Genomic DNA, 14,650 nt, shown 5'->3' with positions numbered 1-14,650 from the left:
GTGCGTTAAACTCACTTCGAACTACTGTCTTTAAATCAGGAGGAAGCGATGAAAGTTTTTACAATGGACGATCTCTCGTATCGCGGAAAACATAAAGGTGTACATAGTTGGGACCATCCTGGCAGTACCACCCCTTATTATTGGCATCCTGATTGGCTGCATATCGCTGAAGATGCTTTGGGTGAACACAAAAAGGCTGACCTTGAAGTCCCTGATGGAGAAACAGCGACAGAAGAGCATGCAAAAGCGGCGATTCTCAAACACTTGAATGACGAGTAGTTTAGGCTCTATCACCGTTCAAGAATAGCATTAGGTAGGCGAATCCATCGTTGTATGCTTTAAACACAAATAAAGCTAAAACCTGCCAAATAGTAAATTCTTCTGAATGAGAAGTACGCATCTTCTATAGCGTTCAAAGGGCAAAATAAGTCGATTGTTATCACATTAATTTTCATTACATCTGTTACATTTAAATAGTAATGGTGATGCACACCTCAACTCATGGATTATGAGAGAAAACAATAATGGCGAAATACAACGAAGAAGATATTAAATACAAAGGTGAATCCAACGGCGTACATTCTTGGAGCTCTCCTTCCGGCCAACCTTATTACTGGCACCCAGATTGGCTACACGTTGCGGAAGATGCGACGGGTACGCATCCGAAGCAAAAACTTGAAGTTGAAAAGACAGAAGTACCAACCGAAAAGCACGCATTAAAAGCGATCTTAAAGCATATGAACGACTGGGCGACTGAAAAACTTTCTTCTAACCCTGACATCGAAACCAATGCGGTTGAGTCGGAAATCAATCTGAAGAAATAACCCCAACCGATATCCATACTTCTAACAGTAAACGCTCCACCTTTGGTGGGGCGTTTTTGTCTCAACAAATCCTCACTAGACAATTATAAACGCGTTAACGCAAAGCACTGAATTGAAACGATTGGGATGTGTGCAAAACTTCTCCAACCATGGCATAAATGCCCTTCAAACTCTGTGTCTACCAAACGTTTTCATGGCAAAAACTTTAGTTATGTTAGAATTCTGTTTCAAATCGCAACTTTTTTAGGTTTTCTTTTCAGTAACGGTTGTAACCAATATTGCTGAAAGGTATAAATGTTAGCACACCCCTTCGATTAACATGGATGAAGATTATGTTTGAAAAAGTAGTTGCCGCTCCGGCTGACCCTATTCTTGGCCTTACTGAAGAGTTTAAAAAAGATGCTCGCGCAGACAAAATTAACCTTGGCGTAGGTATTTACAAAAACGAGCAAGGCGAAACTCCCGTTCTTGCGACAGTAAAGAAAGCTGAAGCAGCACTTGTTGAAACTGAAAAAACCAAATCTTACCTAACCATCGAAGGCACAGCAGAGTACGGTATTGCAGTGCAAAAACTGCTTTTCGGCTCTGATGCAGAAATTGTAAACGAAAAACGCGCTAAAACAGCGCAAGCTCCGGGTGGTACTGGTGCACTACGTGTTGCCGGCGAGTTCATTAAACGTCAACTAGGCGATGTAAAGATCTGGATCAGCAATCCTACATGGGCGAACCACAACGGCGTATTTACTGCTGCTGGTATCGAAACGGCACAATACAGCTACTACAATGCTGAAACAAAAGACAAAGACTTCGACGCGATGCTAAATGATCTGCAATCTGCATCTGAAGGCGACATCGTGCTTCTACACGGCTGCTGTCACAACCCTACAGGGATCGATCCTACAGCTGAAGAATGGGAAACATTGGCGAAACTTGTCGCAGAGAAGAAGTTGCTTCCTCTGTTCGACTTCGCCTACCAAGGCTTTGCTAAAGGTGTGGAAGAAGATGCTGCAGGTCTTCGTACTTTTGCTAAATACAACAAAGAAATCCTAGTCGCGAGCTCTTTCTCGAAAAACTTTGGCCTATACAATGAACGCGTAGGTGCCTTCACGTTAGTAGCTGAGTCAGAAGAAGTCGCAACAACCGCTTTTTCTCAAGTTAAAGCCATTATTCGCTCTATCTACTCTAACCCACCTGCACACGGCAGCGCTGTCGTGACTCACATTCTTGGCAACGCCGAAATGCGTGCGGAATGGGAAGCTGAAGTAGCAGAAATGCGTGACCGCATTCAAGAAATGCGTGAACTATTTGTAGCGACACTAAAAGCAGAGGGTGTGGACGCAGACTTTAGTTTCATCGAACGTCAAAATGGTATGTTCTCTTTCTCTGGTCTTTCTAAAGAGCAAGTTAACCGCCTTAAAGAAGAGTTCGGTATTTACATTGTCGGTTCTGGCCGAATCAGTGTTGCTGGTATGACGAAGTCAAATATGGGCCCTCTGTGTAAAGGCATTGCAGCGGTTTTATAATCGACTGTCGCATACTTTATTAAAAGGAAAGGTCAGCATAAGCTGACCTTTTTTGTTTTAACTTAACGCCAAAAACGAACCCGTCCGATCTAGTAGACAAACTTCAAACTCAGCCCTACTTCATTGACGTAATCTGAGCTTTCACCGCTGTAATCAGTATCTCTAAACTGATAAAAAAGACCAGTGCCGATGACTTTATGCCATTGGTAGTTAAAACCGATCTTAAAATTGTTCTCATCAACGATATCACTACGGTTAAACTCCACTTCAGCTGTCGCAATAAGCTTTTCACTGAGCAAGTAATTCACCCCAACAGTTACAGCTTGAATCAATTCGCTATCGGAAGACAACGTATTATCCGTTTTGTCGTCCGTCGCTTTCGCTTTGATTGCGCCTATTCCATATATCCCGTAGATATCGAATTGCTCTGTAACTCCATAACGGTAACCACCACCAAACAAAAGGCGGTCAATGCGAAGAGTAAAATCATCCGGATGGAAAAACTGCGCTGAGTAATCAACATTAAACAACCAGTTCTCAGTAAACAAATAGTTACCACCGAGTCCAACTGTGGTCGCATTAGAGTTATCTAACCATTCTTCGTTTGTCGTTCCGGCACCAACATCCAAATGAATGTGTTCGTACCCAAATTTTTCTGCTTGGTCCATGACCGCTGCGCTTGATATCGCCGGCAAAGCAGCTAAAAAAACAAGCAATAAATTTCTCACCATTCGACTTCCTTTCATGAGAATTATCTAAACACTGTATTCCATCGCCTGAGCTACTTGGCTCAAGAAGAATAGCTTAATCTAAAGACGTGATAACGATCTGAAACAGCCAAAGAGCTAATCATTCATCACGAAGAAAACATATCGACGACGTCTTTTTCAATTGAGGTGACCATATAGTAGTAAAAATGAAGCTCCCTTATCGTGCGATATGTCAGAATCTTATGACTGAGCACGAAAATCGCGGTTCAGATAAGACTCTGTTTTAAAACTAAGTTAAGATTACTTTATTATTTGCGAACTAAAAGGCGCCTTCGATGGATGCAGAACTTCTCGAGATTTACAACTTTCTCGCCAAGTATCCCCCGTTCAATGAACTCCCTGAAGAAACACTAAACAAGGTGACAGAGAGTGTCGAAATCTCGTACTACCGAGAAGATACCCCCATCATCCATTTTGGAGACTATATCCAAGATTTATACGTGGTGCGAAGCGGTGTTGTTGAAGTTTATCGACGCAAAGGTGAGCTGTATAACCGCCTTGACGAAGGTGACCTATTTGGCCAGATGGGCATGCTCACCAATAACAAAGTCCGCTTTCCGGTAAAAGCCATTGAGGATACCCTGCTCTACTGTATTCCTGGTGACATTTTCCAAGAAATTTACGATAACTTTGATTCCTTTGCGGATTTTGTTGAAGTTGAAAATAGCGCTCGTTTACGCCAAGCCATTTCAGAAAACAAAGACGCCAATGACCTGACGACGTCGAAAGTGAAAACCTTGCTGACTGGCGATGCTCATACGATTGATCGTGGTCAGACAATCCAGCAAGCCGCGCAGCAAATGGCGAATGACAACGTATCGGCTTTACTTATCGTCGACCCAGATTTCGTTCGTGACGAAGACGATCCACAGTCCCCAGTACTTGGTATCATTACTGACCGTGACTTGTGTACCCGTGTGTTAGCTGAAGGTTTGTCCCCACAGGACGATGTGTCCAGTGTGATGACCACGGAGGTCATGTCTCTTGACCACAACGCTTACATCTATGAAGCAATGTTAACGATGCTGCGTTACAACGTACATCACCTACCAGTGGTAAAAAACCAATTACCAATCGGTATTATCGAAACAACCGACATTGTTCGTTATGAATCTCAGAATTCGTTGTTGTTGGTGAGTAGTATTTTCCAACAACAGACTATCGAAGATTTAGCCGTTGTTGCCGAAGAAGTGAAAAGCAGCTTCGTGCGTCTGGTCAATGAAGATGCCAACTCTCACATGGTGGGTAGCGCGATGTCGGTCATTGGCCGAAGCTTCAAACAGCGTCTGCTAGAAATGGCAGAAGAAGAGCTTGGCCCACCGCCAATTCCTTATTGTTTCCTTGCACTTGGCTCAATGGGGCGAGATGAGCAACTGTTGGTGACTGACCAAGATAACGCCATCATTCTAGATGAGACCTATCAAGAAGAGAAACATGGTAAATACTTCGAAGCCCTAGCAAAATACGTCAGCGATGGGTTAGATGCCTGTGGCTACAAATATTGCACAGGTGATATTATGGCAACCAACCCACTATGGCGCATGACTCGTTCAGAGTGGGAAGAGTGTTTTGCTGACTGGATTGATAACCCGAACCCGAAAGCACTACTCAACGCCTCCATCTTTTTCGACTTGGATGGTGTCTATGGCCGCTTAAAATGGGCAGAACAGTTAACTAGCTTTATTGTTCGTCGCGCTCGAAAGAACAACCGCTTCTTAGCGTGTTTGGCTCGTAACGCACTAAACAGAACACCACCTCTAGGCTTCTTTAAAGACTTCGTGATGGAAAAAGATGGCAGACACAACAACTCCATCAACCTCAAACGTCGCGGTACTGCTCCTCTGGTCGACTTAATTCGTGTTCACTCTCTGGCAGTTGGCTCACGTGCACAGAACTCGTTTGAGCGTCTTGACGACATTATTGATGCTGGCATTTTGCCAAAAGGTCGAGCACAAGACTTAAAAGACGCGTTAGAGTTTATTTCCATGGTGCGTATTCGTCACCAAGCGACGGATGTGGAACTAGGCATTGATCCTGATAACAATATCGAACCGGAAAACCTCTCTGAGTTTGAACGTCGCAACCTAAAGGATGCATTCCAGATCCTAAGCAATGGTCAAAATTTCCTTAAGTTCCGCTACCAAGCGAACAAGAGCTTTAAGTGAGGTTTAGCATGATTAAAAAGCTCTTTCAGAAGCCAACCATTCAGTGGCCAACGAAGTTTGAACAAAAGCTGGAGATGGCGAAGGATGAGAATTTAATTGCGTTTTATAGCAACAAGCCGCCTGCTCCAGAAACACCGTTATCTGAGGTGGAGTTCGTGGCGTTAGATTTCGAAACGACGGGTTTGAATCCTGAAAAACATGACATCATTACTATTGGTTTAGTGCCGTTTAACCTGAAGCGAATTTTCCTACGTAACTCGCGTCATTGGAAGGTACGTCCACAGCGTGCACTCGATGAAGACTCAGTCATTATACACGGTATTACTCACAGCGAATTGATCGATGCGCCTGACTTAGGCGATATCTTAAGCGAGCTGCTACCATGCTTAAGCGGGAAAATCATTGTTGTTCATTACCGTCGTATCGAGAGAGAGTTTCTGGATAAAGCGCTCAAAAGCCGTTTAGGGGAAGGTATTGAGTTTCCTGTTTTAGATACGCTGCACCTTGAAGAAACGATTCAACAGAAACGTTCAGGCTCTATCTGGGAGCGTTTAAAAGGGAAAAAACCAGAATCGGTTCGGCTAGCGCAATCTCGACGCCGTTATGGGCTGCCAGACTATACGCCTCACCATGCATTAACCGATGCAATTGCTACCGCAGAGCTACTGCAAGCGCAAATCGCCCATCATTACAGTGAAGAGCAACCCATCAGTGAGTTCTGGCTGTAATATACTTCACGCTTAATAGCGATCAGAAAAGGAGCCAGATGGCTCCTTTTTACTTAGCTTGAGACAAGATTACAGCTTAAAGCGTTGAATCTCTTGTTCAAGTTCGTGTGATAGCTCAGACAGGTGAGCAGCTTGTTCTGCTGCTTGATGAGCTTCGACTGACAACTCGTTAGACACGTCACGAATACCTTCAGTGTTACGAGTGATCTCAGTGGTTACCGATGCTTGCTCTTCTGCTGCTGAAGCAATCTGCGTTGCCATATCACTGATACGCTCAACAGCAGTGTGGATTTGCGTCAAGCTCGCTGCAGCCGCATTGGCATCATCAACACTGGTATCAGCTAGACGACGACTGTCACCCATAATACCGACCGCTTTGGCCGTTGTGCCTTGTAGCATCTCGATAGTTTCTTGAATCTCTTGCGTTGAAGCATGAGTACGTTGGCTCAATACGCGGACTTCATCTGCAACCACAGCAAAACCACGGCCTTGCTCACCTGCACGTGCCGCTTCGATCGCCGCGTTAAGTGCAAGTAGGTTCGTTTGCTCTGCAATGCCTTGAATCGTTGATAGAATCGTATTGATGCTATTTCCGTGTGCTTCTAGCTCTTGAATCACATCAGTAGCAACTTGAACTTCTTGCGCTAAGTTCTGAATAGAGCCTTGCGTTTGAGTTACTTGGCTTGAACCGTGTGAACAAGCTTGAACCGCTTCTTCTGAGTTACTTGCCGTGCTATCAGCATTACCTGCAATTTCTTGTGTCGCTGCTGCCATTTCGTTCACGGCCGTCGCCACCATGTTGATTTCATCTTGCTGGTAAGAGATACGCTGACTACGCTCCTCAGCTTGCTGTGCTGTCGTGCGAGCTTGCTCTGAAAGCGCAGAAGATACGTGGCTAAGCTTAGTAACCATTGTGTGCATGTTGCCAACAAAACGGTTGAAGTTTTCCGCCAGTTTACCTACTTCATCATCACTGCGTGGCTCTAGGCGTTGCGTTAAGTCACCTTCGCCAGATGCAATTTCTTCCAGTGCATTTGATACGCGGTTCAAGTCACGGAACAAGAAACCAACTAGCCAAGAAACTGCAAGAATAACCACAATCGTGATCGCCACAGCAGTAAACAATAGATCTCGTAGCAATACCGCATGACCTGCTTCTTCTGTTGCGCGATCCATTTCAATCGCAAACATCCAATGCGTACCAGGAACTTTATTGAAGTAGTAAAGCTTCTCTTTTCCTTTGATTACCGTATCTTCGATACGACCTTCATCGGCGGCGCGCTCAATTGCCTCTTCTGAAAAATCTTTTAGAACACTGGTGATAGGCTTAAGCGTCAAGCTTTTATCTGGATGCGCTAAGAAGGTGCCTTCATTCATGTCGATTAGCATCGCATGCGCGTTTTCACCTGCATCTAAGTTAATCACATCGCTGATAAGCTGATCGATCAGTACGTCCGCACCAACAACACCAACAAACTGACCATTTTTCATTACTGGCTCAGCAATGGTCACAAGTAGTGCATTCGTGATTGCGTCTTGATATGCGGCTGTGATGATTTGCTTACCCGCGGCATCAGCATCCTTGTACCAAGGACGTGTGCGAGGGTCATAATCAGCACGGTTACGCTCCGGATGAGAGCGGTACATATCACCGTTTGGTGTACCAAGGAAGATGTCATCGAAGCCACCAGCCTTGCGAGCTTGTTGTAGGAAAGGAACAACGTCTTGCTCGGTCGAGTAGTCGTTGAACGCAGTGGCAATATCTTTACGGATATTGACCCAATCAGAAATTCCCTCTGACGCAGTAGTACTAAGACTTTGCGCACGTGAATAGACACCTGAACGAGTCTGATCAAATAATTGACCAGCCGACAACCAAGTAAGTGCTGTTGCCATCACAACAACAGCAGAAAGGCTTGCGCCTATAAGCTTTTGTTTTAATGATAATTTCATATTTATAGTTTTTTGAGTTGGGAGAACAGTTAAGGTGCATGAATATTACACACTTTTTTACGACTATTCACTAATTTTTAAAAAACAAAATAGCACATTAACTCTTTGTAAAATATGAACTTTCATGTGTCATTTTTTTGTCTCGAGCGTCATAAAAACCGCACAAAAAAAGCCAGCAAATTGCTGGCCTTTTGATTGATTGTTAGTCAAACGGTTTTATAAAATGCCGAATTACTGACGCTCAGTTCGCATACCCATCAATAAGCTCACACACATTGCAAGCAGAATGAAGGTAAATGGCAGTGCTGTAGAAATGGCACCAGCCTGAAGAGCTTGAACCGCCTCGGAGCCACCAATCCATAGCAGAGCAACCGCAATTGCACCTTCCATGAATGCCCAGAAGACACGTTGAAGTACAGGTGCATCGACTTTACCACCTGCCGTGATACTGTCGATAACAAGTGAACCAGAGTCAGAAGACGTAATGAAGAACACAAGTACCAACACAACAGCGATGATAGAAAGCATGCTACCAAATGGAAGAACATCAAACATTTGGAACATAGCAAGTGATACGTCAGTCAAGCCATTTGTGCCCAGCTCACCTACTTTATCAACAACTTGCTCGATCGCCAGGCCACCAAATACAGACATCCAAACAACGGTAACCGCAGTTGGAACCAGTAGAACTGCTGTGATGAACTCGCGAACGGTACGACCACGAGAAACACGCGCGATGAACATGCCTACGAATGGCGACCATGAAATCCACCAAGCCCAGTAGAACACTGTCCAGCCTTGGAACCAAGCTTCGTCCGTACGACCAAACGGGTTACTTAGTGGGATGATATTCTCTACATATGCCATAAGTGTGGTTGGAATCGAACCTAGGCTCGCCGCCCAACCGATAAGACCAACAAGGAGAAGTAGCAAGAACGCCACAACCATGTTGATGTTACTAATGACTTTAACACCACCATCGATGCCGCGTACGACTGAAACAACAGCAAGTAAAGTCACCACGGTAATAACGACGATTTGCAGACCTAGGCCTGGCTCAACACCAAATACGTGATGAATACCACTTGCTGCTTGCTGCGCACCTAGACCTAGGGATGTAGCAAGACCAAATAAAGTCGCAAGCACAGCCAGAATGTCCACAATGTGGCCAGCCCAACCCCATGCACGATCACCCAGAAGTGGGTAGAAGATCGAACGCATAGATAGCGGTAAACCTTTGTTGTAGGCAAAGAATGCTAAAGAAAGTGCTACAACACCGTAAATTGCCCATGGGTGAAGGCCCCAGTGGAACATCGTTGCACCCAGTGCCAATCTCGCGGCTTCTGGTGTATTTGCCTCAACACCAAGTGGCGTTTCATACCAACCGGTGAAGTAAGCGACAGGTTCTGCAACACTCCAGAACATTAAACCGATACCCATACCAGCTGCAAATAGCATTGCAAGCCATGACATAAACGAGTAATCGGCAACAGCGTCTTTACCACCTAGTCGAATCTTACCCATTGGTGAGACGATAAGCGCCAAACAGAAAATAACGAAAATGTTACCTGCAATAATGAACAACCAATCGAATGAACCAATAATTTTCCACTTCAGCCCATCAAGTGCCGTCTTTGCGGTATGTGCATCTAGAACTAATGCAGCGACAAGAAACAGCGCAATTAAACCTGCACTAATACCAAAAACTGGGTTATGAACATCAAAACCCCATTTTTGAACGTTGTCCTGACCTACCGTATAGTCGGTACTATCGATACTGTACTTATCTATACCCTTTGTCATCGTTCCTCTCTATTTTTGTAGTGTTTTTACGTACCAAACAAAAAAATCTTTCGAACACGATACGTTTTGCATTCCGTGAAGGCGCAAGATCCTATCATTTGACACGTTTTTGTCTATCTTTTTGCTATTAAAAAATCCAATAACTTACTTTTCACTGTGTGGTTACGGCCTTTGATAGAACAAATCACTACTACAATAGTTAGACCACAAACATTTATTGCTATAATAATTTTAGCTCTTCTTATTTTGTCGAAAAGGCGCGACAAAATGGTATTGAGGACACGGCGTAAAATTGTAGGGGTAATTTTTGATTTCCCCCCTTTAAATAAGGGCGCATTTAAGTTAGTGTCGCCTCGATAAATGTTCCCTACAGACTGGATGAATAAATTGGAAAAGTACGAAGAAGTATTGGTCTCGATTCGTCAGATCATCCGCGCTATTGATTTACATTCTAAAAAGCTGAGCAAAGAGTCTGGATTGACTGCTCCACAGTTGATTTTGATGCGCGCTATCAATGACTTAGATAACGTGACGATTAAACAGTTGTCTAGCCACACTAACATGAGCCAAGCGACCGCAACGACCATTCTAGATAGACTAGAACGAGGCCAGTTTGTTGAGCGTCAGCGCAGTGTTCAAGACAAGCGTAAAGTGCATGCTGTACTTACGAGCAAGGGCCAAGAAGCCTTAAAACAAGCACCAACGCCGCTGCAAGAGCACTTCATTAATCGATTCCAAAAATTGGAAGAATGGGAGCAATCCCTTCTACTATCTTCCGTTCAACGCATCTCGACGATGATGAATGCAGAGGACATCGATGTTGCTCCAATGCTAGAGCTTGGTAGCATTACCAAAGCCGATTAGTTTCGCTCCCACGTGCTCGCTTTTTGCGGGCACTACTCTCCTACTCAGTCAAGCCAGTTTCAAACGCATATTTTGCTAACTCTGCCGTCGAATGTAAGTCCAACTTGTGCTTAATGTTATGGCGATGCGTCTCTACCGTTCGATAACTAATATTGAGTAAAGTGGCGATTTTTTTGCTGCTGTTTCCTTGAGCAACTAATTTAAGTACCGCTTCTTCCCTGCGGCTGAGAGGATTCGTTTTTTGCGTGGCAGGCACCACTTCTTGGGTAAAGAGTGTTTGTGTGACGGATTCACAGAAATACGTCGAGCCTTGGTTCACCGTTTTTATTGCTTGCACCATTTTCTCGGCCGAGATTTCCTTGAGCATATATCCTACGGCACCAGCTTGCATGACCTTCATGATGTACTCGCGATTATCGTGCATGGTCAACATAAGTATTTTGCTCTCTGGGCGCGCTTCTTTAATTACACCAGTCGCTTCAATACCGTTCATTATAGGCATGCTGATATCCATCAATATGACATCCGGTTGCAAGTGCTTTGCGACCTCTATCGCTTCCAAACCATTACTTGCTGTACCCACCACTTCGATGTCAGGCTCTAACTCCAAACGAGCCATGAAGCCATCCAACACCACTTGATGATCATCGACAATCACTACACTAATCGGTTTATCCATAAACTATTTCATCCAAATTAAGCAGCACGGTAATCTCTGTTCCCAAGCCAAGCTCACTCATTAGCTCAAATTCACCACCGATGAACTCTACACGCTCTTGCATATTCCTTAACCCAATCCCTTGTTGGTGCACTGCTTGGTTAACCACAAACCCAACGCCATCATCACGTATGAGTAATTGCAGCATATTGCCCATTTTTTGCAAAGTAACCGTTACTTTTTTCGCTCGCGCATGTTTTTCAATGTTATTCAAAGACTCCTGAGCGACGCGATATAGCGTCGTTGCGACTTCCGAAGTCAGTTTGTGCTGCTGAGTATCGAAATTGCTCTCGATATCAATCCCGGAATGGGAATGAAAATCCTGTAGCAAGGTCGTCAGTGCTGCTTCTAAACCGATATCATCGAGGGCGCTTGGACGGAGCTGATGAGAAATATGCCGCACCTCATTTATCGCGGTGACGAGCGATCGTTGTGATTTATCTAAGTGGGATTTGAGTTTTTCGTCTTCCAGTCTATGACTCATTAAGTCTAAATGACATTTACTGGAGACTAACAACTGATTGATTCCATCATGCAGTTCTCGCGCTAAATGCTTTTTCTCATCTTCTTGGAACATCACGGTTTTATGTGCCAATTCTTTCAGGTTCTTATCAGCGAGGCGATGCTCGTGCAGATTGATCGCCAAAGTGAGAACAATGATTACAGCAACGGTCACCGCTAAGATCACGACGACTGAGAAAAATGTCGTTTCGATATTTTTGTTCACTGCCGCGCGCATATTGGCGACTTCTCGGCTGACATCCTCAATATACAGCCCAGTCCCTATCATCCATTCCCACTTATCGAGCCATGCAGCGTAACTAAGCTTAGGGACAACTTCACCTGTAGATGGCTTTTGCCACAGGTACTGATGAAATCCACCACCTGATTGCGCTTGATACAATAAAGCTTCGATTAAGCGATCGCCATTTTCGTCTTCAAGATAGAGTAAGTTTTCCCCGACAAGCTCCGGAAGAACTGGGTGTACAAGGTTGGTACCATATTTATCATAAGCAAAAAAATAGCCGTCCGACCCATAACTCAAACGATTTAAAATCGCTTTCACACGCGTTTTGGCAACACTCTCTTCTAAAGTCGGATCGTTGTAGATGTAAGAAATGGAGTCAAAAGCGACGTCGACCGTATCTTTCAGCGCCGCTTCTTTTGATTGGATCAGGTTTTGATGAAAGATCTCCACCTCCCTTTTGCCAAGGGTCTTGGTTTGATAGATAGAGATCCAGCTGATACTCGCTGACACCAATACCACGGGTATCAGTGTCAGCAGAATTAACTTTGCTTTGAGAGGCATCCCTTCCCTCCATGAAACGCTGCCTTTACAGCTTACTATCTTAGCAGTACAAACTAATCGATTGTATCTGCATAGACATAATTAACAGCTTAACAACTTGTCTCAAAAGGTAAAAACTCTCAGTTCACAAAATCTCTTTATTATCGAGTGATTAACTCATACCGTAAAAACCTGGGAAAAACAGCAAAGACGCCAACACAACAATCTGAATCGCGATGAACGGCATCACACCTTTGTAGATATCACGCGTAGTAACCCCTGCTGGAGCGACACCTTTTAGATAGAACAAACTAAAGCCAAATGGCGGTGTGAGGAACGACGTCTGCAAGTTCATCGCAATAAGAATCGCAAACCACGTCATATTAATGCCCATCAATTCAGCGACTGGCGCAATAATTGGCACGATGATAAAACAGATTTCAACGAAGTCGATAAAGAAACCTAAAATCAGAATCACCACCATGGTAATAATAAGGAATCCCCACTTTTCACCCGGCAGTTCTAACATCCACTCTTCAACTAAATAATCACCACCAGTGTAGGTAAATGCCATTGAAAAGGCGGTCGCACCAAGTAAGATCGCAAAAACCATTGCGGTTACTTTAACTGTCTCTTTTGATGCATCATAAATCATCGACCAACTAAACTGCTTATACAATAGCGATAAAATAATCGCACCTGCACCACCCAGTGCCGCTGACTCTGTTGGTGTTGCAATCCCTGCAAAGATGGAGCCCAATACCACAATGATCAATGCTAAAGGTGGCAATACAGCTTTCAGTGCGGTGAGCACTTCTTGTTTACGACTGATCGACTCATCACGCTCTATCGCCTGTGCGGCTTGAGGGTTCAACTTCGCGTAGATGAGAATGTAGATCACATAGGCGCCAACAAGTGTAATACCGGGCCAGATCGCAGCTTGAAATAGGTCCCCTACCGGTACGCCAAGTACATCACCCAACAAGATCAACACGATAGAAGGTGGGATAATTTGGCCCAACGTGCCAGACGCACAAATAGTCCCACACGCTAAACCTTTGTCGTAATTGTACTTGAGCATCACAGGAAGAGATATTAAGCCCATCGCAACAACTGATGCGCCTACCACACCCGTTGAAGCCGCAAGCAATGCGCCAACTAACACGGTAGAAATAGCGATACCACCGCGAACGCCACCGAACAAACGCCCCATTGATTCTAGTAGCTGTTCAGCAAGCTTCGTTTTCTGTAGCACTAGCCCCATAAAAACGAACAGCGGTACGGCCATTAGCACCGTATTTTCCATAATGGACTGAATTCGATATGGCATAAAAGCAAACATCTCGATGCCTTCAGCCCAAACACCAAAAATCAGCGCGATACCACCAAAAGTAAAGGCAACGGGAAATCCCAATAGAAGCGCAAAGAGCGCAACAAAAAACATCACTATACCGATCATAATGACTTCCTTTTACGACTTACCGTTATTACCGGCATAGATGAGATGAGGGTTGACAATTTTGTTGATTGAATGAAGTAACAATCCAATACCACTCACCGCCATAAAGAAAAATGACAGCGGAATCATCGCTTTGATAATCCAACGATATGGTAAGCCACCTGGGTCACCAGACGTCTCGCCTAACGCGTAACTTTCCTTAGCGAAATCAACACCAAACCAAGCTACCAGTAGGCAAAAAGGGAATAAGAAAAATAGTGTGCCTATGATGTCGATGATGGATTGTGCTTTGTAAGATAAGCGTTCATAAAAAATGTCGACGCGAACATGGCCACCGGACTTAATTGCGTAAGGCACACCAAGCAAGAACACGGCAGAGAATAGATGCCATTCCATTTCTTGGAATGCGATAGACACATCATTAAACACGTAACGCATGACAACGTCGTACACAACGTTTGCTAACAACAAAATAAACAGGATGCTGGATAACCATCCGAGGAAATCGCTAAAGCGGTTAAATAATCGCTCAATATAAATAAGACTTCTCATTCC

The 14,650-nt window shown here is 44.3% G+C and carries 13 protein-coding genes; 6 read left to right on the top strand and 7 right to left on the bottom strand.

Annotated elements, in window-relative coordinates:
- The first annotated feature begins 48 nt into the window (after positions 1-48).
- From R7Z50_RS20715 to R7Z50_RS20705, 3 genes are all read left to right on the top strand, one after another.
- Positions 49-279, top strand: a complete 231-nt coding sequence (locus R7Z50_RS20715; RefSeq protein WP_017636104.1) for a hypothetical protein — start codon at positions 49-51, stop codon at positions 277-279.
- A 245-nt stretch (positions 280-524) separates the two neighbouring features.
- A complete protein-coding gene (locus R7Z50_RS20710) occupies positions 525-824 on the top strand; it encodes a hypothetical protein (RefSeq protein ID WP_005376885.1) in 300 nt (99 codons plus the stop codon).
- Positions 825-1,156: 332 nt separating this feature from the next.
- The gene (locus R7Z50_RS20705) at positions 1,157-2,347 is read left to right on the top strand and encodes an amino acid aminotransferase (protein WP_017636105.1); all 1,191 of its coding nucleotides are present in this window, start codon (positions 1,157-1,159) and stop codon (positions 2,345-2,347) included.
- 89 nt (positions 2,348-2,436) lie between these two features.
- Here the strand turns inward: R7Z50_RS20705 and R7Z50_RS20700 are convergent, their stop codons facing one another.
- Positions 2,437-3,078, bottom strand: a complete 642-nt coding sequence (locus R7Z50_RS20700) for an outer membrane beta-barrel protein (protein ID WP_318149242.1) — start codon at positions 3,076-3,078, stop codon at positions 2,437-2,439.
- Positions 3,079-3,392: 314 nt separating this feature from the next.
- Here R7Z50_RS20700 and R7Z50_RS20695 point away from each other — a divergent pair, with 314 nt between their 5' ends.
- Both R7Z50_RS20695 and R7Z50_RS20690 read left to right on the top strand, forming a co-directional pair.
- Positions 3,393-5,282 (top strand): DUF294 nucleotidyltransferase-like domain-containing protein, encoded by a 1,890-nt coding sequence (locus R7Z50_RS20695; RefSeq protein ID WP_017636107.1) that lies wholly within the window; start codon positions 3,393-3,395, stop codon positions 5,280-5,282.
- A gap of 8 nt (positions 5,283-5,290) precedes the next feature.
- On the top strand, positions 5,291-6,010 hold the full coding sequence (locus tag R7Z50_RS20690) for a 3'-5' exonuclease (protein WP_318149241.1): 720 nt from the start codon (positions 5,291-5,293) through the stop codon (positions 6,008-6,010).
- 69 nt (positions 6,011-6,079) lie between these two features.
- On the opposite strand, the gene R7Z50_RS20685 is transcribed toward R7Z50_RS20690, so the two are convergent.
- Together R7Z50_RS20685 and R7Z50_RS20680 are read right to left on the bottom strand one after the other, a co-directional pair.
- Positions 6,080-7,963, bottom strand: coding sequence for a methyl-accepting chemotaxis protein (locus tag R7Z50_RS20685; RefSeq protein WP_005376880.1), 1,884 nt, complete (start codon positions 7,961-7,963; stop codon positions 6,080-6,082).
- A gap of 231 nt (positions 7,964-8,194) precedes the next feature.
- On the bottom strand, positions 8,195-9,766 hold the full coding sequence (locus R7Z50_RS20680) for a BCCT family transporter (RefSeq protein WP_005376879.1): 1,572 nt from the start codon (positions 9,764-9,766) through the stop codon (positions 8,195-8,197).
- Positions 9,767-10,153: 387 nt separating this feature from the next.
- On the opposite strand from R7Z50_RS20680, the gene R7Z50_RS20675 reads away from it, so the two are divergent.
- On the top strand, positions 10,154-10,630 hold the full coding sequence (locus R7Z50_RS20675) for a MarR family winged helix-turn-helix transcriptional regulator (protein ID WP_005376877.1): 477 nt from the start codon (positions 10,154-10,156) through the stop codon (positions 10,628-10,630).
- A 40-nt stretch (positions 10,631-10,670) separates the two neighbouring features.
- On the opposite strand, the gene R7Z50_RS20670 is transcribed toward R7Z50_RS20675, so the two are convergent.
- The 4 genes from R7Z50_RS20670 to R7Z50_RS20655 form a co-directional block, all read right to left on the bottom strand.
- Positions 10,671-11,309 carry a response regulator gene (locus R7Z50_RS20670; RefSeq protein ID WP_005376875.1) on the bottom strand — a complete coding sequence of 213 codons (639 nt, stop codon included), beginning with the start codon at positions 11,307-11,309 and terminating at the stop codon, positions 10,671-10,673.
- Entirely contained in the window at positions 11,302-12,657 is a 1,356-nt protein-coding gene (locus tag R7Z50_RS20665) for a cache domain-containing protein (RefSeq protein ID WP_005386831.1), read from the bottom strand. The genes R7Z50_RS20670 and R7Z50_RS20665 overlap by 8 nt, the downstream gene beginning before the upstream one ends.
- A 151-nt stretch (positions 12,658-12,808) precedes the next feature.
- Positions 12,809-14,095: a TRAP transporter large permease gene (locus tag R7Z50_RS20660; RefSeq protein WP_005376871.1), complete on the bottom strand. Its 1,287-nt coding sequence runs from the start codon at positions 14,093-14,095 to the stop codon at positions 12,809-12,811.
- A gap of 12 nt (positions 14,096-14,107) precedes the next feature.
- Positions 14,108-14,647 (bottom strand): TRAP transporter small permease subunit, encoded by a 540-nt coding sequence (locus tag R7Z50_RS20655; RefSeq protein WP_053306570.1) that lies wholly within the window; start codon positions 14,645-14,647, stop codon positions 14,108-14,110.
- Between the last annotated feature and the right edge of the window lie 3 nt (positions 14,648-14,650).

It is taken from the genome of Vibrio sp. 1249-1 (assembly GCF_033340495.1).
The sequence above is the reverse complement of the archived record's forward strand: the minus strand, read 5'-3'. Positions and strand labels throughout refer to the sequence as shown.

Bases quoted from the DNA above. Each gene is read 5' to 3' on its own strand.
- R7Z50_RS20665 (WP_005386831.1), bottom strand. From the start codon at position 12,657: ATGCCTCTCAAAGCAAAGTTAATTCTGCTGACACTGATACCCGTGGTA.
- R7Z50_RS20690 (WP_318149241.1), top strand. From the start codon at position 5,291: ATGATTAAAAAGCTCTTTCAGAAGCCAACCATTCAGTGGCCAACGAAG.
- R7Z50_RS20715 (WP_017636104.1), top strand. From the start codon at position 49: ATGAAAGTTTTTACAATGGACGATCTCTCGTATCGCGGAAAACATAAA.
- R7Z50_RS20655 (WP_053306570.1), bottom strand. From the start codon at position 14,647: ATGAGAAGTCTTATTTATATTGAGCGATTATTTAACCGCTTTAGCGAT.
- R7Z50_RS20680 (WP_005376879.1), bottom strand. From the start codon at position 9,766: ATGACAAAGGGTATAGATAAGTACAGTATCGATAGTACCGACTATACG.
- R7Z50_RS20700 (WP_318149242.1), bottom strand. From the start codon at position 3,078: ATGGTGAGAAATTTATTGCTTGTTTTTTTAGCTGCTTTGCCGGCGATA.
- R7Z50_RS20670 (WP_005376875.1), bottom strand. From the start codon at position 11,309: ATGGATAAACCGATTAGTGTAGTGATTGTCGATGATCATCAAGTGGTG.
- R7Z50_RS20710 (WP_005376885.1), top strand. From the start codon at position 525: ATGGCGAAATACAACGAAGAAGATATTAAATACAAAGGTGAATCCAAC.
- R7Z50_RS20705 (WP_017636105.1), top strand. From the start codon at position 1,157: ATGTTTGAAAAAGTAGTTGCCGCTCCGGCTGACCCTATTCTTGGCCTT.
- R7Z50_RS20695 (WP_017636107.1), top strand. From the start codon at position 3,393: ATGGATGCAGAACTTCTCGAGATTTACAACTTTCTCGCCAAGTATCCC.
- R7Z50_RS20685 (WP_005376880.1), bottom strand. From the start codon at position 7,963: ATGAAATTATCATTAAAACAAAAGCTTATAGGCGCAAGCCTTTCTGCT.
- R7Z50_RS20660 (WP_005376871.1), bottom strand. From the start codon at position 14,095: ATGATCGGTATAGTGATGTTTTTTGTTGCGCTCTTTGCGCTTCTATTG.